Here is a 19,216-nt window from a genome sequence, read left to right as displayed (position 1 = left end):
GGATGCTGGCCTGCTCGCGCACCACCGTTTCGCCGCCCGAGAACGGCGCGGGCTGGCTGATGACGGGCGTGCTGCTCACGCTCACCGACAGGTTGCCGTGCGCCACGGCCACGGGGCCGAGCGTGACCGCCTGGTTCATGACGATGGAGCCGGTGCGCGCATTGATCACGACCTTGGCGCTGGGCACGCTGGATTCGATGCGCACCTCTTCCACGCGCGCCAGGAAGGCCACGCGCTGGGAGGGGTCGGTGGGCGCGTTCAGGCGCACCACGCGACCGTCTATGGCGCTCGCGGTGCCGGCGCCCAGGGCCTTATTGATGGCGTCGGTGACGCGGCTGGCGGTCTGGAAGTCGTTGCTGTTGAGGCCCAGGTCCAGCGTGTCGCCCGCGTGCAGCGAGGTCGGCACGGCGCGCTCGACCTGGCCACCGCCGGGGATGCGGCCGGCGCTCAGGTGGTTGATCTGCACCTTGCTGCCGCCGGCCGACGCGCCCGCGCCGCCGACCATGAGGTTGCCCTGCGCGAGCGCGTAGATCTCGCCGTCGGCGCCGCGCAGCGGCGTGACGATGAGCGTGCCGCCGCGCAGCGACTTGGCGTTGCCCATGGAGGAGACGGTGACGTCGATGGGCTGGCCCGGTTGCGCGAAGGGCGGCAGCTCGGCCGTCACCATCACGGCGGCCACGTTCTTGAGCTGGGGGTTGGCGCCGGGCGGCAGCGTCAGGCCGTACTGCTGAAGGAAGTTGGCCAGGCTTTGCCCGGTGTAGGGCATCTGCGTGGTCTGGTCGCCGCTGCCATCCAGGCCCACCACCAGGCCGTAGCCCGTGAGCATGTTGCTGCGCACGCCCTGCACCGCGGCGATCTCTTTCACGCGCACGCTTTGCGCGGCGACGGAAAAAGTCGCCAGCGCAACGCAAATCAGCATCAAGTGGCGCAGGCGGTGGACGATATTCATGGCATCGGCAAGTGGTCAAACCCAGGGAGGCCGCGGAGCCGGCTGTGCCGGGTCGCTGGTGCCGCCCCGTGGGGGTCGCGCGAAGCGCGGCGGGGGAATTGCATGATCGCGTCCTCTAGAACGGCAGAACGCTCAAAAAGAAGCGCGCCAACCAGCCAATTGACATGGCTTCGCCCTGCGCGCCGCGGCTGCGCGACTCGATGCGCGCGTCGGCCACCTGGGTGGAGGGCACCACGTTGCCGGGGCGGATGCTGCGCGGATCGACCGTGCCGGAGAAGCGCATCACGTCCACGTTGGCGTTCACGCCGATCTGCTTCTCGCCGACGATGCGCAGGTGGCCGTTGGGCAGCACCTCCTGCACGGTGGCGGTGATGGAGCCGCTGAAGTTGTTGTTGCTCGAGGTCGCGCCGTCGCCCTTGAAGTTGTTGCTGCTCTGGGCGCCGAGGTTGGCCTTGCTCCAGGGCGTGGTGCCGCCGAACAGGGGGATGGCGTTGATGCTGGCCGAGGCATCGGCGCTGCGGTCGATGGAGGCCGAGGAGTTCTGGCTTGCGGTCACGCGCTCGGTGATCTGCACCGTGATGATGTCGCCCGGCAGGCGCGCGCGCGGGTCTTCGAACGCGGGGCGGTAGGTGGCGGCGCGAAACAGGCCGCCGGTGGGCGCGGCGGCGGCCACCTGAAAGGCCTGTTCCTGCTGCACGTACCGCACCGGCTGGGCGGGCGCCAGGTCCACCACGGGTTCGTTGCGCAGGGTTTGGCAGCCGCTGGCCAGCACGGCCAGGGTGGAGAACAACACCCACAACGCCAATCGACGGCACATGACGAGTCCTTGAACAGCGGCCCCCCAATGGGACCTTGCGAGGATTGTCAAAAAACTTGAGGGTGGCCAATGGCCGGAACAAGGCGCCGCAGCCTGGCCTTTTCCAAGGTTCGGCCCCCGGAGCAGGCGATGGCCCGTACCTATGGCCGATGCGGTCATTTGGCCGAGAACTCAGGCGCGCGCCGCGCCACCCAAGCAGCATCGGACGACCGCGCAGGGCAGTCGCCCCCCTCCCCATCCCGCCGAGGTGCCTATGCCGTCGCTGACCAGCTTCTTTTCTCGCAACAAGCTCAAGGAGGAAGCCTGCCATTGGAACAGGAAGGACCTCAATCTCAAGAAGCTGGATGAGCTGCTGTCCCAAGACAAGGTGAAAAACGGCGCGGTGCTCTACCTCAACACCAGCCGCTCGCCGCTCGGGAAGGGGGTGGACTTCCTGTCGACACGAGCAAGCACCACGTCGCATTCCCTGCTCACCCCCCGCGGCTCCAGCGCGGAGACCGCACGGCGCTTGGAAAACACCCTCACGACGCAGTTTGCCGATCGCTACTACGGGCCCGAGGTGGAAGCGGCTCGGCAGTATGTGCTCAATGCCCTCGCCCAGAACCGGCAAGTGGTCAAGAACCCCCCATTCGCCCAGGCGATCCACACGCTGGCCCATGCCAGAGAGATGCCTCGCCCCACGGGGCCCGCCCAGACCGAGCTCCCACTGGACGTCAGCCGCCCAACCCAACCGGCTTCCCCCTCTGGCACCCGGGCCATCGGCCCGTTTGCGAAAGTCATCGACCATTTGGTCCCCGGCATCTCGAAAGACACGCCGGTGGACCGCGTGATCGAAGCCATGAACGCGCTGCCTGATGACTTGAAAGAGACCCTCCACGAGGTGCTGAACTTTCGGATCAAGCACCACCGCGATGACATTGACCCTGGCATGCGCGAAGCAGCCATCGCACTCTGCGTCGGGCTTCAGCGCCCCGCAGCCGAGGACACCGCCCCCTCCGTCGGCGACACCTCGCAGGCCATCGGCGCTTTTGCCGACACGCTCAAGCGGGCCGCGCTCGCCCATCTGGGTTATGCGGAGTTCGCCGAAATCGATGAAACCACCTCGCTTGATGAGCTCCTGGACAACATCCACTCGCGATCCATCGAGTGGAGGCACGCCATCCGGAACGTCCTCCTTCAGATCATTGACCTGAAGGCCCCGAGCGACAGGAAATCGGAGTGGCCCGTGCTGTTCGGCGATGCCCACATGGCCGCACGGGTGTTGCAAGGCATCGAGCAGAACCCACCCGCCGACCCCTACGCCGACATCGACGGCGCCGACCTGTTCGACTACCGCGGCAACAACGGCTTCGGGTCGCTGACCAGCAGCAGCGTCTGAACCCCGCTCCCCGGCGCCAAGGCGCCGCCCGCGGTCCTCACAGCTGCGCGAGCTTCTGCAGCATCTGGTCCGAGGTCTGGATCGACTTCGAGTTCATCTCGTAGGCGCGCTGGGTTTGGATCATGTCCACCAGCTCCTGCACCACGTTCACGTTGGATTGCTCGGTGTAGCCCTGCATGAGCACGCCCATGCCGGTGGTGCCCGGCGCGCCATCGACCGGCGCGCCCGAGGCCACGCTTTCGCGGAACAGGTTCTGGCCCATGGGCTCCAGACCGGCCGGGTTGACGAAGTTGGCGAGCTCGATCTGGCCGACCTGCTGCGGCTGGGTCTGGCCCGGCAGCTTGACGGTGACGATGCCGTCGCTGGAGACCGTGACGCTCTCGGTCTCGGCCGGCAGCGTGATGCCCGCGGTGAGCGGGAAGCCGCTGCTGGTGACCATGCGGCCCTGCGCGTCGCGCTGGAAGCTGCCGTCGCGCGTGTAGGCCGTGGTGCCGTCGGGCATCTCGACCTGGAAGAAGCCAGCACCGTTGACGGCCACGTCCAGCGCGTTGCCCGACTGCTGCAGGCTGCCCTGCGTGAAGTTGCGGCTGGTGGCCACGGTGCGCACGCCCAGGCCGATCTGCAGGCCCGTGGGCAGCTCGGCCTGCTCGGCCGCGTTGGCGCCCACCTGGCGCAGGTTCTGGTACATGAGGTCTTCGAACACCGCGCGCGAGCGTTTGAAGCCGTTGGTGCTGACGTTGGCCAGGTTGTTCGAGATGACGTCGAGCTGGGTCTGCTGCGCCGTCATGCCGGTCTTGGCGATCATGAGGGAGTTGATCATGGGAGGCTCCGTGCTTAGCCGTTGACGTTGAGCAGCTGCGAGGCGCTGCGGTCGTTGCCTTCGCCGTTTTGCAGCATGCGCATCTGGTATTCGAACTGCCGCGAGGCCGCGATCATGCCGACCATGGCCTCGACGGGATTGACGTTGGAGCCTTCGAGCGCGCCGTCGTGCAGGCGCGCCACCTCGCTCGTGGGCAGGGGGTTGCCTTCGGGGCCGCGGAACAGGCCGTCGTCACCGCGCTTGAGCGGGTTGTCGGCGTCGGGCACCACCATCTTCAGGCGGCCCGCCACCTGGCCGGGTTCGTTGCCCACGCGCGTGCTGACGCTGCCGTCGGCACCGATGTCCACGCGCGCGTTCTCGGGGATCACGATGGGGCCGCCGTCGCCCAGCATGGGCAGGCCGCTGGCGTTCACCAGCGTGCCGTCGGCGTTCACCTGCAGCGCGCCCGCACGGGTGTAGGCCTCGGTGCCGTCCAGGCCCTGCACCGCGAACCAGGCGTCGCCTTGTGCGGCAACGTCCAGGTTGCGGCCGGTCTGCTGCACGGAGCCCGCCAGGTTGGAATGGCCGGCCGTGGCCTCGAGCGCGAACACGCGGGTGCTGGCGCCGTCACCGCGGATGGGCACGGCGCGGAAGGTGGACAGCTCCGCGCGAAAGCCCGTGGTGGACACGTTGGCCAGGTTGTTCGACAGCACCTGCTGGCGGTGCGCCGCCGCGCTGGCGCCCGTCATAGCGGTGTAGATGAAGCGGTCCAAGCACAAGTCCTTTCACTCGCCTGCCGCGCCAGCAGCGCTGGCCACGGCGGCTTGAAAGGATTGTGGAAATTCTTGAGGGTGCTCGATGCCCGGAACAGCGGGGGGATCGTCCCGTCAATTCGGTGCTTCAGGGCCCGCTCGCCTGAAGCACCGAAGGATTCACTTCTGGATGTCGAGCGACCGGATCGTGTAGCGCCCGGTCGAGCGGAAGCTGGTGTATTCGGTTTGGAAGGCCACCCCCAGGTCGGCAATCCAGACGTACTTCATCTTGTTGACCACGACGCCGCTCTCGCCGGTCTTGGTGCATTCGATGGGGATGCCATTGCCGGTGAGGCCAGCGTATACCGAGGAGGCCGCCACGGCCGTGCCCGCGACGCAGACCCGTTTTTCGTAAGTGAAGCCGGCCACCTGAGGGGCCAGGCCCGTCTTGGCTTCCATGGTGTAGGTGCGCCCCGGAACGGGTTTGCCCAGCGACCGGTCAAACACCATCAGCTCCTTGGTCTCGAAAGGCTGCTGGGCCGTGGGTCGGTCCAGAAAACTCGTCTGTGAACGAAGGAGGTGGATGTTGGCAAACATCAGCGCCATATTGATGCGGTACGGCACCCCGTTACGGGCGTACTCGGATCGGGACTGGACATAGCCATCGCCCAAATCGGTGATCGTGTAGTCCGCGTCGAGCGACAGCTTCCGGCCTTCTTCGTCGAAGTCGGCGGACATGCGGTAGCGGATGCGCTTGAACGGGGGGACCGGCAGGCGCTCGCCCGCTTCGAGCACGGCCCTGACCTTGGGCGGCAGCTGGGCGGGCGTGAACTGCTCGGCCATATAGGCCTCGCTGTTGGTCACGACGGTCTTGGTGTCCACGGCGGCACAGCCGCCCAGCGCGGCCGCGATGGCCAACACCAGTACACGAAAGCGCAGATCGGAAGCAGAGGGCATCGGGGAACCTTTGTTTTGGGTCGATGGGAGGTCGTGAGCCCAGACGCCCCTCACGGAGGCCGCGGGCCGCCGGGATTCTAGGTGGGCCGATCAGGCCCGCGCCACCGCGTCAGTCCGGCGTGCGGCGCTGCCAGCGCAGGCCGGGCACGGCGATGCGGTGCTCGACCGTGCCGTCCCACTCGGTGCGCAGGCCCTCACGCTGCAGGGCCTCGCAGACCCGCCGGCCGATCCGCACGGCGTCCGCCTCGGTCTCGGCGTCCACCGGGCCAAAGGCCAGCATCAGGCCCTCACCATCCAGGGCGTGGTCCATGTCCTGGCTGTGGAAGAAGCAATAGCCCGTGTACCGGCCCTGCGGCACGCCATCGGCGTTGATCTGGTCGCCCACCGACGCCAGGCCTTCGTCCAGCGTGTCGCCGGCCCATTGCACCGCGCAGACGCCTTGCTCGTGCAGCGCGGCGAACGCGCGGTCGAGCCGGTCGCAGTCGGTGTCCTCGGGCCACCGGGTTTCGGCGGCGCGCTTGCGGGCGAAAGCGGCGGCGGCGAAATCTTTCACCCGTTCGAGGTCGACGCCCGCGTCGGCGGCGGCGTTCTCCTCGATCCAGCCATCGATCGCGTCGGCGGCGTGGTAGCCGTAGCCGATCCAGCGCTCGACCAGCTGCAGCTGTTCGTTGGTGGCGTCGTTGGCGTTGGCGTTGGCATCGGTCATGGTGCGGCGTTCCGTGTGGCGAGGCCGGCCATGCTAGCCAGGGCGCGCGCGACGGGCACTCGGCCTGTTGCCGGAGGCCGGCCGCTACTGCCCTTGCGGTATTGCGCTGCGCGCCGCAGGCGAGTCAACGCCGCGCGCCACCATTTGGCCCACGCTCAGCGCATGTTCAGCAGCGTGCTCAGCACCTGGTCCTGCGTCTTGATGGTCTGCGCGTTGGCCTGGTAGGCGCGCTGCGCGGTCATCATGTTGACCAGCTCGGCGGTGATGTCGACGTTGGAGTCCTCGGTGGCACCGGCGCGCAGCGCGCCGAAGTTGCCGGTGCCGGGCTCGCCGCGCAGCGGTTCGCCCGACGAGTAGGTGGCCGTCCAGTTGCCGCCGCCGGTGGGTTGCAGGCCCTGCGCGTTGCGGAAGTTCACCAGCGCGATCTGGCCGGCCGCGCGCGTCTCGCCGTTGGAGTACTGGCCGGTGATGACGCCGTTCTCGCTGATCTTCAGGCCCAGGAACTGGCCGGGGCGGTAGCCGTCCGGGTCCAGCTCGGTGACGCCGAAGGCGGTGCCGGTCTGCGTGACGTTGACCAGGTCGAGTGCGGCGGTGAAGGTCAGCGCCGGGTCGTTGGGGGAGGCCAGGCCCAGCGGCGGGATCACCGAGGCCGGGTCCAGCGAACCATCGTCGTTGAAGGTCAGCGTGAAGGGCGTGGACAGCGCGGGGTCGGCGCCATTGACGCCGGTGTAGACCTCCCAGGTGTTGTTGGCCACCTTGCGGAAGGCCATGGACACGGGGATCTCCAGGCCCTGGTCGTCGAAGGCGACGAAGGAGGTGCCGTAGGTGGACAGCGGCGTGGGCGGCGTCACCGTGTTCCACACCGGCGCGCGCGCGTCCAGGTTGAACTCGGCCGTGACGTTGCTGGTGCGCTGGGCCGGGATCGGCGCGCTGGTGGGCAGGGTGAGCGGCTGGGTGTCGAAGCTCAGGCGGTTGCCCTGGGGGTCCGTGGGATAACCCATGAGCTGAGCGCCCTGGTGGTTGACGATCTCGCCCTGGTCGTTGAGCTTGAACATGCCGGCGCGGCTGTAAGCCGTGCTGCCGTTGGGCATGGTCAGCTCGAAGAAGCCGGCGCCGTTGATGGCCACGTCCAGGTCGTTGCCGGTGATGGTGATGTTGCCCTGGGTGAAGCTCTGTGTGACGGCCGCGACCGACACGCCGATGCCCATGTTCACGCCGCCCGCCGCGTTGACCGAGCTCGCGTAGACCTCGGCGAACTCGGCGCGCGAGGATTTCATGCCCACCGTGTTGCCGTTGGCGATGTTGTGGCCGATCACGTCGAGGTTCTTGCTCGCGCTGTTCAGGCCGGAGAGTCCTTGCTGGAATGCCATGGTGTGTCCTTGCGTTGCGGAGTCGCGGGTTACATGAACGTGGTGATCTTGTCGTAGCCGACCGTGCTGCCGTTCTGCAGCTGAAGCTGCATCTGGCCGTCCTTCATGCCGACCGAGGTCACCGTCAGGCGGCTGTACATGAACGAGCCCACGGGTGCGCCGCCGTTGGACGCGCGCACGCGGTAGCTGGCCACTTCGTTGGGGTTGAACTCGCTGCCGTCCCAGTTGAAGGAGTGCTGGCCGGCGGTGAGCGCGCCGAAGTCCAGGGTGTCGATCACCTGGCCCGACTTGTCGAGCACATCGACCTGTACGCTGTCGGCCGGCGCGTCGAGGCGGAACGCGGCCTTGCCGACGGTGCCGTCGAAGCCGAAGGTCTTGCCCTCCACCAGGGCCTCGCGGCCGATCAGCGACAGGCCCTGCAGGTTCTGCATGGCCGTGAACTGCGTGGCCATGCCCTTGAGCGTGGTGTTGAGCGACTCGATGCCCGCGACCGTGTTGATCTGCGTCATCTGCGTCGTCATCTGCGCGTTGTCCATCGGGTTCATCGGGTCCTGGTTGTTCAGCTGCGCGACGAGCAGCTTCAGGAACCGGTCCTGCGTGGCCTCGGCACCGGTGGCGGCCGTGGCGGACTTGGCGGTGGAGCTGCCCGGCGTGTTGCCGAGGCCGGACAGGTCCAGGGGATTGGAAAACATCATGGTGGGGCGTCCTTGAACGGAATCACTGGCCCATCTGCAGCGTCTTGAGCAGCAGGCTCTTGGCGGTGTTCATCACCTCGATGTTGTTCTGGTACGAACGCGAGGCGGAAATCATGTTGACCATCTCTTCCACCGGGTTGACGTTGGAGTGCGTCACGTAGCCCTGCGCGTCGGCGTTCGGGCTCAGGGGGTCGTGCACCCGGCGTCCCGGCGTATCGCTCTCGGTGATGGTCTGCACCTTCACGCCCGCGCTGCCGGCATCGCCCATGGCGACGGTCTGGAAATGGATCTGGCGGGCCTTGTAGGCCTGGCCGTCCGGGCCGGCCACGGCGTCGGCGTTGGCCAGGTTGCTGGCCACCACGTTCAGGCGCTGCTGCTGCGCGCTGATGGCGCTGCCCGAGACGTTGAAGATGTTGAACATGGACATTGAAAACTCCTTTCAAGCGCCAAGGACACCACCGAGGAACACCGCGGAGCCGGCTTTGCCGGGCCGCTGGTGTTGTCCCCCTGGGGGGAAGGCGCCGCAGGCGACGCAAGGGGGGTTCATGGCTATTGGCCGGTGATGGCGCTGAGCATGGTCTTCACATGCCCATTGATGAAGCGCAGCGTGGACTCGTAGCGGATGGTGTTGTCCACGAAGTTGGCGCGCTCGCGGTCCAGGTCGACCGAGTTGCCGTCCTGCGCGGGCTGCGTCTGCACGGCGTAGGCGAGCTGGGGGTCACCCGGGTGCGCGCCCACGCTGCGGAAGTGACGCGCATCGGTGGTGGCGGCGCCGGCGGTGCCGCTGCCCGTGGCGTCCTTGAGCGCGGCGGCGAAATCAAAATCGCGCGCGACGTAGCCGGGCGTGTCCGCGTTGGCGATGTTGCTGGCCAACACCTGCTGGCGTTGCGAGCGCAGCGACAGCGCCTGGGCGTGGAAGTCCAGCCGGCTGGTCATCTGTTCGAACATGCTCACCCCCTGGGGCGGGTTGTCGGGGCCGGCCTCGGGACGAGCCCAGGGCCGGGGCGTGCAGCGATTGTCAAAAGACTTGAGGGCCGCAGAAGCGCGGAACAAACGGGTGCGAATCGGGCAATTCGCGGCTTTGCCCGGGCGCGGGCCGGCCTACAGTGCCCCCTGACACCCTGTCCGTGGAGCCGCCATGAACCCACCCGCCCTGCGCCTCTTGATCGCCGTCGTCTTCGGCCTGAGCCTGCTGGCCGCGTTCTCCTCGTCCGCCCACGCGAACGACAACAGCGGCCTGGAAAAGCTCGCGCGCGATTTCCTGCAGCCCGCCGTGGACCAGGCCCTGGCCGAGCAGGCCGGTACGCCGCTGCGCGCCGAGGTGCAGATGGGCTCGCTGGACAACCGACTGCGCCTGGCGCCGTGCAACGCCATCGAACCCTTCCTGCCGCCCAACGGCCGCCTCTGGGGCCGCAGCCGCGTGGGCTTGCGCTGCGTGGACGGCCCCACGCGCTGGGCCGTCTACCTGCCCGTCACCGTGCAGGCCTTCGGGCCGGCCTGGGTGCTCAAGGCGCCGGTGCAATCCGGTGAGACGCTGACTCAAGAACACGCCGAGCGCGCCGAAGTGGACTGGGCGGCCCACCCCTCGATGGTGCTGGCCCTGCCCGAGCGCTGGGTCGGCCAGCAGGCGGCCTATGCCCTGACGCCGGGCCAGGTCATCCGCGAGAACATGGTCCGCGCCCCGCAGGCTTTCGAGGCTGGCACGCCGGTGAAGGTGAGCGCGGGCGGCAAGGGTTTTGCCATCACCGTGGTGGGCCAGGCACTGAACGCCGGCCTGGTGGGCCAGAACGCCCGGGTGCGCCTGCCCAGCGGCAAAGTGGTCAGCGGCGTGGTGCGGGCCGATCAGGTGGTAGAAGTACCCCTGTGAGGCGGACCCACGCCGATGAGCGGTAGAAATAGCGCCTTAAAACACTAAAGTTCCAGGGATCGAGGTCGATACAACGTGCACAGGACCCTGCCATCAGGGTTTGGAGCGTGACATGAAAGTCGATTCATCAACGGATTCCTATATTGGCTCCGTGGCCGGTGGCCCCGCCAAGGCGCCCGTGGGCCCGAGCGAGGCCGCGGCCAAGCCGGCCGGCGCCAGCGCGCCGCAGCCCGGCGTGACCGTGACCCTGTCCTCGGCCGCCGCCGTGGGCGGTGCCACGGGCAGCGAGGTGTTCAACGCCGAGAAAGTGGCGGCCGTGAAGCAGGCCATCGCCGACGGCACCTTCCAGGTGAACCCCGAAGCCATCGCCGACAAGCTCCTGGCCAACGCGGCCGAGATGCTCAACGCCGCCCGCGGCTGATCCCCATGAACGAGGCCCGCGCCCCGCACCCCTGGATCGTGCTGCTGCACGAGCGGCTCGACGCCCTGGAGCGCGCGCTGCTGCAGGGCGACGCCCTGGGCGCGGAACACGCCAGCGGCGCGGTGCAGGCCGCGTTGCAGGAAGCGCCGCGCACCCTCGAACTGAAAGACGGCCACGCGCGCGAGCTGCACCAGGCCGCCCAGCGCTTCGCCCAGCTGCGCGCCGCCACGGTGCGCGCCGCCGCGCTCAACGAGCGCGCCCTGGGCAGCCTGCTGCCCGACCACCTGCAAAAGCCCACCTACCAAGGCCTGGGCAAGCCGGGCGCGCGCCGCTACGCGGGCGCCTGAGCCCTCCTCCCTTTTTTCTCCCCGCCTTCAGCGCGTCGGCGCCACCGCGTCGCGCGGCCTGGGCGCGCCGGGCGCCAGCGAGAACGGCCGCTCGACCGCGAGGAACAGCGCCACCGATGGCAGCAGCGTGAGCGCGAACATCACCGGCATCAGGGCCCAGAAGAACCACGAGCCGAACGCCGCGCCCGGCATGAGCACCGACATCGCGAGGAAGGCGGCTTTCAGCGCGAGACCGTGGATCAGGTAGTACGAGTAGCTCATGTTGCCGAGCCAGCGCAGGGGCGACCACGAAAACAGGCGCGCCAGCGGGGCCTGCGGCGCGCGGAAGCAGGCCAGGCACAGCAGGGAAAAACCCAGGCACAGCGACAGGGCGTCGAGCGCGGCGCCGACGGTTCCGTCCCAGGGGAACAGCGTGCTCAGCAGGCCCAGCGCCAGGGCCAGCCCGCCCACCAGGCCGGACGGCGTGGGCACGCGCGGGGCGGTCATGGCCTCGAACAGCAGCATGCCGGCGATGAACAGGGCCAGCCGCACAGGGCCGCCGGCCAGGGCGCAGTACACCAGCAGCGCCGCGCCGGCGCCCACGAACAGCGCCGAGCGCCACCGCCCGCTGCGCTCGCGCAGGCCCAGGCCGGCGATCACCAGCGGCAGGACCAGGTAATAGAAGAGCTCGTAGCTCAGCGACCAGGCCACCGTGATCATGGGCTCGATGGGGAACAGACCGGGCAGCAGCAGGAAGTTCTGCAGCAGGTAGACCAGGGCCTCGCCGGACTCGGGCGGGATCTTGCTTTCGGCCGGGAACAGGTAAGACAGCGCCACGTAGAGCACGAACACCACGGTGAAGGCCGGGTACAGCCGCTCGATGCGCCGCGCCATGAAGCGCATGAAGGGCTGGCGCCGCGAGATCAGTGAACCGTAGATGAGGTAGCCGCTGAGCACGAAGAACAGGTCCACGCCAGCGTTGCCGACGGTGTGCAGGGCCTCGGCCAGCGGCAGCGCGGCGGCCCCGTCGATCAGCCAGTCCACCACCAGCGTGGCGTAGTGCACCAGGAACACCAGGAACACGGCGAAGCCGCGCAGGCCCTCCATGGGCCGCAGGTTGTGGGCGCTGCCGCGCGACAGCTCGAAATAGGGGCTTAGCCAGGGCAAGGGGCGTTCCAGTCAGGACCAACCGGTCTGGGGCGCGATTGCACCAGCATTCGCCCGCCCGCGGCAGGGGCATCACCCCCAGGCCGGGGGATTCGGCGGCACCCGGGCGTGAATTGCGTCACACCCAAACGGTTCGATTGGACGAATCGGGATCAGAAAACCCAAACCACGCGACCGCAACGCTCACCGAACGGGTCGCCACTCAGCGCCCGGCAGTCCACCTGCACCGGACGCCAACCCCAGCTGTCCACCCTTCGCGCCCATGATTTCGAAAAGCCCGTTCCTGTCCTGCCCCAAAGCCCAACAGCTCGACCAATTCCTGGCCACGCCCACGCCCCAGAGCCTGCTCGAGCCAACGCCCAAACGCAGCCGCGACCAGCAACCCGTTTACGCGACCCGCCGCGAAGACGGCCGCTTCCAACTCTATGCGCTGACCTCCATTGCGCCGATGGGCCATTCGCGCCCGCGCGGGGGCGACCTGGGCGAGTTCCTGGACGAGCTGGCCTCCGACATTCGAGCCCAGAAAGGCAGACAGGCCGACAACGCCGTGCGCGAAATGCGCCTCATGCTGCGGCAACGCGATTGGCGCATCCACCCACCGACGGTGCGGGACTTGCGCCAGCTGAATGCCAAGATGAAACAAGCGCTGAACGACAGGCCCGACATCCCACCGGACGAAGCGGGCTTCCGACAACGAGCGCGCTCGACGATCGCGATCAACACGCTTCAGGACGCCCTGAGCCAGGGGCTGAGGGCCTTGTCCCAGGACGATCCTCGGCGCGAGGCCCTGATGCAGGCGGGCCAGTTGCTGCTGGACATGCTGGTTCAGCCGGACGCCACGCTCTCGCTCAAGGGCCTCGCCGTCGACAGCATCCGCTGGCTGCACGGCAGCGGGCTCCTAACCCGCTTTGCGCATCTGCGGGACGGCATGGATCCGCCGCCGGAACGCCTGATCGCGCCCGAGGCCGCGCAGCACCTGCTCGATCCATTGCAGTGGCCCACCATCCGAACGCTGGTGCTGGTCTGACCGGGGGCGCCCACACCCGGCCCAGCCCGGCCCTTCAATGCTCCCGCAGCTTCGAGCGCAGCCGCGCGATCGACTGGCTGTGCAGCTGGCACACGCGCGATTCGGTCACGCCGAGCACGGCGGCGATTTCCTTCAGGTTCATGTCGTGCTCGTAGTACATGCTCATGATGTGCTGCTCGCGCTCGGGCAGGGTTTTGATCGCCCCCACCAGGGCCATGCGCATGCGCTGGTCCTGCAGCACGGATGAGGGGTCGGCCTCGTGGTCGCCCATGTGGCGGTCCAGGAAACCGTCCTCGTCGTCGCCACCGCCGCCACTGATGTCCTCCAGGTACACCAGCTGCGTGCCGCGCACCTTGGCCAGCAGGGTCTGGTAGTCGGCCAGGGTCAGGCCCATCTCGGCCGCGATCTCGCTCTCGCGCGGCGGGCGGTGCAGCTTCTGCTGCAGGCGGTGCACGGCCTGCTCGATGTCCTTCTGGCTCTTGCGCGAGCCGCGGCTCATCCAGTCGCCGTCGCGCAGCTCGTCGATCATGGCGCCGCGGATGCGCTGGCTCGCGAAGGTCTCGAACTGCACACCCTGCGAGGGCTCGTAGCGGGCAATCGCCTCGGTCAGGCCGATCATGCCGACCTGGATCAGGTCGTCGAGCTCCACGCTCGGGGGCAGCTTGGCGATCATGTGGTGCGCCAGGCGACGGACCAGGGGGCTGTACTTGCGCAGCTGGTCCTCGCGGTTGAGCGTGCCTTTGGCGGTGTACATCGTCAGCTCCAAAAGGGAATGGCGGCCCCGGCGTGCGCGCCGCGGGCGGGAGAGCGGTAGGGAGCGAAGGCCGGCGCGTCGGCGCAGACGAGGGCGGCGTCGGGCACGCGCTGGCCCCAGGCCGGGCGCGTCCACACCGGTGCCTTCAGCTCCAGGTGGCGGCGGGCGCAGTCGACCACGTTGGCCAGCACCTGCGACTGCGCCTCCAGAGGCGCGAGCACCGGGTGCAGGCCCGCGCCGTGCAGCCACTTGAGCGCGCCGTAGGCGTCGATGCTGGCCTGCGGCTGCGGCACCACCGGCACCATCACGCGCGCTTTCACGCCGGCCAGCAGGCTGGCCAGCATCTGGGCGGGCGCGTACAGCAGCAGCAGCGCGCCGGCCGCGAAGGGGGCGAACAGGCGGGTGAGCGCGGTGTCCGCGCCGGCGGCGGCGGCCGTGGCCAGAAGGCTCTGCAGGCCTTGCGCGGCGGGCATCACCAGCCAGTCGGTGGGATCGCCCGGGCGCGCGTCGGCGCCGAGGTTCACCACGCCGGCGTCGGCCAGCGCGTGGCTCAGGCCACCGCTGTCGCCGCGCTCGGTGGCGCAGGCGTCGATCACCACCACGCGCTGGCCGGCCTCGGTGAGGTCCATGGCCAGGCGGCAGAGCCACTCGAAGCCGCGCGAGGGCATCGCCGGGCTGGCCAGGGGCATCAGCGCGGGTCCGCCATGGCGGGCCTGGGCCTCGAGCCGCAGGCCGGCGGCCTGGTCGACGCCGAAATCAAACATGCAGACCCCCGAGCGGCATGCCACGGCCACCGGACTGGGCGAAGTAGAAGCCCATGTCGGTGCTCGCGGGGTCGAAGGCGGATTTGCCGGCCGTGCCCATGCTGAGCTTGACCAGCGTGGCGGGGTCGGCGCCCTGCCAGTCTTCCGGCACGCGCTGGCCATTGGCCACGCCGCGCACCGTCACCTGGTGGCGGATGGCCGCGTCCAGCGCGGGGCCCAGTTTCACGGCCTCGTCCACCTTGGACAGCACCACGCCGTGCAGCTTGTCGGCCTTGAAGGCGGCCAGGGTTTCGTCGATGGCGTCACCCTGCGCGCCGGCGTTGAGCACCAGCACCTTTTTGAGCGCGGGCACTTCCAGCACGTCGAGCATGTCCTGCACGCGCTGGTCGCGCTGGCCCAGGCCGGCGGTGTCGATGATGACCAGGCGCTTGCCCGAGAGCAGGCCCAGCAGGTCCTTGAGCGCCGCGCGGTCGTGCGCCAGGTGGGCCACCACGCCCAGCATGCGGCCGTAGGCGCGCAGCTGCTCGTAGCCCGAGACGCGGTAGCTGTCCAGCGTGATGAGGCCCACGCTGCCGGCGCCGAACTGCTTGACGCACTGCGCGGCCAGCTTGGCGGCGGTGGTGGTCTTGCCCACGCCGGTGGCGCCCACCAGGGCGACCACGCCGCCCTCTTCCGTGAGGCCGGCACCCGCCGCGCTGACGCGCAGGTTGCGCTGGATCGCGTCCATCACCCAGCGCAGCGACTCGCCAGCGCCGGCGTCGGCGGGCAGGCGCTCCAGCAGGGCGCGCGCGAGCTGCGGCGAGTAGCCGGCGCGGATGAGCTTGTGCATCAGGCTCGACTGGATCGGGTTCTGCTTGCTCGACCCCAGCCAGGCCAGGGTGTTGAAGCGCTCCTCGATCATGTCCTTGAGGGCGGAGATCTCCACCGCCATGCGGTTGTCTTCCTGCGTGGCGAAGCGCGCGGGCGGCGCGGTGTCCTCGAAGGCGTTCTCGCGCGTGCGGATGGGCGGCTGCGCGCGGCGCGCCGGCTGGGCCATCTCGGCCGGCTCGTTGTAGCGCTGCACCGGCACCATGATGGGGTCGGCCGGCTCGGCGATGAGGGGCTTGGCCGGGGCCGCGGGCGCCACGCTCGCGCTCTGCGCGGCGGCGGCCGGCGCGGCGGCCTCGCCCATCTGCTCGCGGCGCTTGCGCAGCATGCGCTCGCGCACGTACTCCTGGAACGACAGGGTGCTCATCGCCATGGCCTCGGTGTCGCTGCCCACCGAGCTCTGCGCCACGGCCGCCTTCGCGGCGCTGGCGGCCGGCGCGGCGGCGGGCTGGGCCGCGGACGCGATGCCCGCCAGGCTTTCCTCGGCCGCGGCCATCACCTCGAAGCCGTCCGCCGTCTGGCGGGTGGAGAGGATCACGGCGCTGTCGCCAAACTGGCGTCGCGCCTTGGACATGGCCTCGCGCGAGGTGGGGGCGATGAAGCGTTGGATGTTCATGTGGGCGGTCCCAGGGAAGTGCTATCGGGATTCGGAAGGATCAGGCGGCGAGCTGGCCCAGGATCGGGCCGATGCGGATCAGGTGGGTCTCGGGGATTTCGCTGTGCGCCAGCACCTGCAGGCGCGGCGCGGCGCGGCGCAGCAGGCGGGCCATGGCGCTGCGGATGGCGTCGGGCACCAGCAGGCAGGCGGGCACGCCCTTCTCTTCCTGCTTGTTGGCGATGTCGGTGGCGGACTGGCTCAGCATCTCGGCCACGCCCGGGTCCAGCGCGCCGGCGTTCTGGCCGGACAGGGCCTGCATCAGCAGCCGCTCCAGGCCGGGCTCGATGGCGATCACCTCGAGCTCTTTCACCGGGCCGTAGATCTGCTGCACGATGGCCGGCGACAGCGCCATGCGCACGCGGCGCGCCAGTTCGTGCGGGTCGGTCACGTGCACCGCGTGCTCGGCGATGGATTCGATGATGCTGCGGATGTCCCGCACGTGCACGCCTTCCTCCAGCAGCAGCTGGAGCACTTTCTGGAAGGTGGCAACCGAGACCATCTTGGGCACGACTTCTTCGATCAGCTTGGGGGCCAGGCGGGTCACGTGTTCGACCAGTTCCTGGGTCTCCGTCCGGCTCAGCAGCTTGGCCGCCTGGACTTGCATCAAGTGTGAAAGATGGGTCGCCAGCACGGTCTCGGAATCAACCACGGTGAAACCGGCCATTTGCGCCGTTTCCTTCTGGCGCTCGTCGATCCAGTGCGCGGGCAGGCCGAACGCCGGGTCGGTGGTGGGCGTGCCGATCAGGGGCGTGTTGATGCCCCCCGGGTCGATGGCCAGCCACATGCCGGGGAAGACTTCGCCCTCGCCCACCACCACGCCGCGCAGGGTGATGCGGTAGGCGCTGGGGTGCAGCTCCAGGTTGTCGCGCACGTGCACGGGCGGGGGCAGGAAGCCCACGTCCTGCGCGAACTTCTTGCGCACACCCTTGATGCGCGTGAGCAGGTCGCCCTGGCGGTTCTTGTCCACCAGCGCGATCAGGCGGTAGCCCAGCTCCAGGCCCAGCAGGTCCACGGGCTGCAGATCGTCCCAGCTGGCCTCGCCGTCGTTGGCGGGGCCGGCCGCGGCGGCGGCGGCCGGGTCGGCCTTGGGCGCGCGCTCCTGCTGGCGGCGCCAGTAGGCCAGGCCGCCCAGCAGGGCCGCGAACAGCAGGAAGAACAGGTGCGGCATGCCCGGGATGACGCCCAGCAGGAACAGCACCGAGGCCGTGATGCCCAGCACGCGCGAGGACAGGAACATCTGCTGCGCCACCAGGCCGCCCAGGTCCTCGTCCTTGCCCACGCGCGAGACCACCATGGCCGCGGCCACCGAGATCAGCAAGCCCGGGATCTGCGCCACCAGCGCGTCGCCCACCGCCAGCAGGATGTAGTTGTCCGCCGCCTGACCCACCGACAGGCCGTGCTGCGCCATGCCGATCGCGAAGCCGCCGATGATGTTGATGATCAGGATCAGGATGCCGGCGATGGCGTCGCCGCGCACGAACTTGGAGGCGCCGTCCATGGAGCCGAAGAACTCGGCCTCCTCGCCCACCTCGGCGCGGCGGCGCTTGGCCTCTTTCTCGTCGATCAGGCCGGCGCCCAGGTCGGCGTCGATGGCCATCTGCTTGCCGGGCATGGCGTCCAGGGTGAAACGCGCCGACACCTCGGCGATGCGCTCCGAGCCCTTGGTGATGACGATGAAGTTGATCACCACCAGGATCACGAACACGATCAGGCCGACCGCGAAGTTGCCGCCGATGAGGAAGTGGCCGAAGGCCTCGATCACCTCGCCGGCCGCGCCGGGACCCGTGTGGCCCTGCAGCAGCACCACGCGCGTGGAGGCCACGTTGAGCGACAGGCGCAGCAGCGTGGTGAGCAGCAGCACCGTGGGGAAGACCGAGAAGTCCAGCGGCCGGCGCATGTAGGCCGCCACCATCATCACCACCAGCGCCAGCGCGATGTTGAGCGTGAAGAAGGTGTCGAGCAGCCAGGGCGGCAGCGGCAGCACCATCATCGAAAGGATGGTCATCACCAGCATGGGCGCGGCCAGGCCACCGGCCAGGGCGCCGTGGCGCTTGAACCATTGCTGCAAGGCGTTCATTGATCAGCCTCCTGGGGCTTCTTCTTGAAATGCGGGTCGAGTTCGGGCGGCACCTGCGGCTGCGGATCGGCCGGCATGCGGCCCTGGCCGTTCATGGCCGCCTTGAACTGGTAGACCCAGGCCAGCACCTGGGCCACGGCGGTGTAGAGCGCGCCAGGGATTTCCTGGTCGATCTCGGCGTGCGCGTACAGCGCGCGCGCCAGCATGGGCGACTGCAGCACCGGCACGGCATTGGCCTTGGCCACGTCGCGGATCTTGAGCGCCAGCAGGTCCGTTCCCTTGGCGATCACGCGCGGCGCGGTCATGGTGGCGTCGTCGTAGCGCAGGGCCACGGCGTAGTGGGTCGGGTTCATCACCACCAGGTCGGCCTTGGGCACCGCGCGGATGCTCTGGCGCTGGGCCAGCTGGCGCTGGCGCGCCCGGCGCTGGCTCTTGACGTGCGGGTCGCCCTCGGCCTCTTTGTGCTCGCGCTTGATCTCGTCGTGCGACATGCGCAGGCGGTGCTTGTGCAGGAAGCGCTGGGTGGGCACGTCAATGGCGGCCACCACGCCGATGACCAACAGCAGCAGGCCCACGCCCATGGCCAGCCACTGCGCGAGCTGGCCGATGCCGGCTTCCAGCGGGCGCATGAGCAGCGTCGCGAAGGCCTCGGCGTGGCCGGCGATGAACTGGCTGGCCACGATCAGCACCACGGTGGTGATGCCAACCAGCTTGAAGGTTTCGACGACCTGCTGGCGCGAGAACAGGCGCTTGAAGCCTGAGAGCGGACTGATGTTGCTGAGCTTGGGCTCGATCGGCTTGGTGCTGAGGGCGACGCTGCCGGCGGCGATGAGGGCCACCACCGCCAGGGCGATGACCAGCAGGC

Annotated in this window: 21 protein-coding genes; 5 read left to right on the top strand and 16 right to left on the bottom strand. The window is 69.0% G+C overall.

Annotation, left to right across the window (positions count from 1 at the left end):
• Positions 1 to 949: flagellar basal body P-ring protein FlgI (locus BGO22_RS04820; protein WP_286849390.1), on the bottom strand; the 949-nt coding region annotated here is incomplete at its 3' end.
• Between the two features lie 115 nt (positions 950 to 1,064).
• On the bottom strand, positions 1,065 to 1,766 hold the full coding sequence (locus tag BGO22_RS04815) for a flagellar basal body L-ring protein FlgH (protein WP_070401009.1): 702 nt from the start codon (positions 1,764 to 1,766) through the stop codon (positions 1,065 to 1,067).
• Between the two features lie 253 nt (positions 1,767 to 2,019).
• Here BGO22_RS04815 and BGO22_RS04810 point away from each other — a divergent pair, with 253 nt between their 5' ends.
• Positions 2,020 to 3,144, top strand: coding sequence for a hypothetical protein (locus BGO22_RS04810; RefSeq protein ID WP_286849387.1), 1,125 nt, complete (start codon positions 2,020 to 2,022; stop codon positions 3,142 to 3,144).
• 37 nt (positions 3,145 to 3,181) lie between these two features.
• Here the strand turns inward: BGO22_RS04810 and flgG are convergent, their stop codons facing one another.
• The 8 genes from flgG to flgB all read right to left on the bottom strand — a co-directional run bounded on the left by flgG (position 3,182) and on the right by flgB (position 9,371).
• Entirely contained in the window at positions 3,182 to 3,964 is a 783-nt protein-coding gene (flgG, locus tag BGO22_RS04805) for a flagellar basal-body rod protein FlgG (RefSeq protein ID WP_286849384.1), read from the bottom strand.
• 14 nt (positions 3,965 to 3,978) lie between these two features.
• On the bottom strand, positions 3,979 to 4,716 hold the full coding sequence (gene flgF, locus BGO22_RS04800; protein ID WP_070401006.1) for a flagellar basal-body rod protein FlgF: 738 nt from the start codon (positions 4,714 to 4,716) through the stop codon (positions 3,979 to 3,981).
• Positions 4,717 to 4,875: 159 nt separating this feature from the next.
• Positions 4,876 to 5,652 carry a hypothetical protein gene (locus BGO22_RS04795; protein WP_204744211.1) on the bottom strand — a complete coding sequence of 259 codons (777 nt, stop codon included), beginning with the start codon at positions 5,650 to 5,652 and terminating at the stop codon, positions 4,876 to 4,878.
• Between the two features lie 109 nt (positions 5,653 to 5,761).
• A complete protein-coding gene (locus tag BGO22_RS04790) occupies positions 5,762 to 6,358 on the bottom strand; it encodes a DUF6891 domain-containing protein (protein WP_286849380.1) in 597 nt (198 codons plus the stop codon).
• Positions 6,359 to 6,513: 155 nt separating this feature from the next.
• Positions 6,514 to 7,728 carry a flagellar hook protein FlgE gene (gene flgE / locus BGO22_RS04785; RefSeq protein WP_070401004.1) on the bottom strand — a complete coding sequence of 405 codons (1,215 nt, stop codon included), beginning with the start codon at positions 7,726 to 7,728 and terminating at the stop codon, positions 6,514 to 6,516.
• 29 nt (positions 7,729 to 7,757) lie between these two features.
• The gene (locus tag BGO22_RS04780) at positions 7,758 to 8,423 is read right to left on the bottom strand and encodes a flagellar hook assembly protein FlgD (protein WP_139147139.1); all 666 of its coding nucleotides are present in this window, start codon (positions 8,421 to 8,423) and stop codon (positions 7,758 to 7,760) included.
• 22 nt (positions 8,424 to 8,445) lie between these two features.
• Positions 8,446 to 8,850, bottom strand: a complete 405-nt coding sequence (gene flgC / locus BGO22_RS04775; RefSeq protein ID WP_070401003.1) for a flagellar basal body rod protein FlgC — start codon at positions 8,848 to 8,850, stop codon at positions 8,446 to 8,448.
• Positions 8,851 to 8,972: 122 nt separating this feature from the next.
• Positions 8,973 to 9,371: a flagellar basal body rod protein FlgB gene (gene flgB, locus BGO22_RS04770; RefSeq protein WP_070401002.1), complete on the bottom strand. Its 399-nt coding sequence runs from the start codon at positions 9,369 to 9,371 to the stop codon at positions 8,973 to 8,975.
• 190 nt (positions 9,372 to 9,561) lie between these two features.
• Here flgB and flgA point away from each other — a divergent pair, with 190 nt between their 5' ends.
• The 3 genes from flgA (at position 9,562) to BGO22_RS04755 (ending at position 11,058) form a co-directional block, all read left to right on the top strand.
• Positions 9,562 to 10,290 (top strand): flagellar basal body P-ring formation chaperone FlgA, encoded by a 729-nt coding sequence (flgA, locus tag BGO22_RS04765; RefSeq protein WP_239478255.1) that lies wholly within the window; start codon positions 9,562 to 9,564, stop codon positions 10,288 to 10,290.
• 112 nt (positions 10,291 to 10,402) lie between these two features.
• Entirely contained in the window at positions 10,403 to 10,711 is a 309-nt protein-coding gene (gene flgM / locus BGO22_RS04760; protein WP_070401000.1) for a flagellar biosynthesis anti-sigma factor FlgM, read from the top strand.
• Positions 10,712 to 10,716: 5 nt separating this feature from the next.
• A complete protein-coding gene (locus BGO22_RS04755) occupies positions 10,717 to 11,058 on the top strand; it encodes a hypothetical protein (RefSeq protein ID WP_070400999.1) in 342 nt (113 codons plus the stop codon).
• Positions 11,059 to 11,085: 27 nt separating this feature from the next.
• On the opposite strand, the gene BGO22_RS04750 is transcribed toward BGO22_RS04755, so the two are convergent.
• A complete protein-coding gene (locus tag BGO22_RS04750) occupies positions 11,086 to 12,204 on the bottom strand; it encodes an acyltransferase family protein (RefSeq protein WP_286849372.1) in 1,119 nt (372 codons plus the stop codon).
• 262 nt (positions 12,205 to 12,466) lie between these two features.
• Here BGO22_RS04750 and BGO22_RS04745 point away from each other — a divergent pair, with 262 nt between their 5' ends.
• A complete protein-coding gene (locus BGO22_RS04745) occupies positions 12,467 to 13,231 on the top strand; it encodes a hypothetical protein (RefSeq protein WP_286849370.1) in 765 nt (254 codons plus the stop codon).
• A 34-nt stretch (positions 13,232 to 13,265) separates the two neighbouring features.
• On the opposite strand, the gene BGO22_RS04740 is transcribed toward BGO22_RS04745, so the two are convergent.
• The 5 genes from BGO22_RS04740 to BGO22_RS04720 form a co-directional block, all read right to left on the bottom strand.
• Entirely contained in the window at positions 13,266 to 13,985 is a 720-nt protein-coding gene (locus BGO22_RS04740; RefSeq protein ID WP_070400996.1) for an RNA polymerase sigma factor FliA, read from the bottom strand.
• Positions 13,986 to 13,987: 2 nt separating this feature from the next.
• Positions 13,988 to 14,749, bottom strand: coding sequence for a hypothetical protein (locus BGO22_RS04735; protein WP_286849365.1), 762 nt, complete (start codon positions 14,747 to 14,749; stop codon positions 13,988 to 13,990).
• Positions 14,742 to 16,232, bottom strand: coding sequence for a flagellar biosynthesis GTPase FlhF (gene flhF / locus BGO22_RS04730; protein WP_070400994.1), 1,491 nt, complete (start codon positions 16,230 to 16,232; stop codon positions 14,742 to 14,744). Before flhF ends, BGO22_RS04735 begins: the two co-directional genes overlap by 8 nt.
• A 40-nt stretch (positions 16,233 to 16,272) precedes the next feature.
• Entirely contained in the window at positions 16,273 to 18,351 is a 2,079-nt protein-coding gene (flhA, locus tag BGO22_RS04725; RefSeq protein WP_286849362.1) for a flagellar biosynthesis protein FlhA, read from the bottom strand.
• Positions 18,348 to 19,216 (bottom strand): EscU/YscU/HrcU family type III secretion system export apparatus switch protein (locus BGO22_RS04720; RefSeq protein ID WP_286849359.1); only part of this gene is annotated, 869 nt, incomplete at its 5' end. The genes BGO22_RS04720 and flhA, both read right to left, overlap by 4 nt.

This window comes from Hydrogenophaga sp. 70-12, from assembly GCF_001897365.1.
GTDB lineage: Bacteria > Pseudomonadota > Gammaproteobacteria > Burkholderiales > Burkholderiaceae_C > Hydrogenophaga > Hydrogenophaga borbori.
The sequence above is the reverse complement of the archived record's forward strand: the minus strand, read 5'-3'. Positions and strand labels throughout refer to the sequence as shown.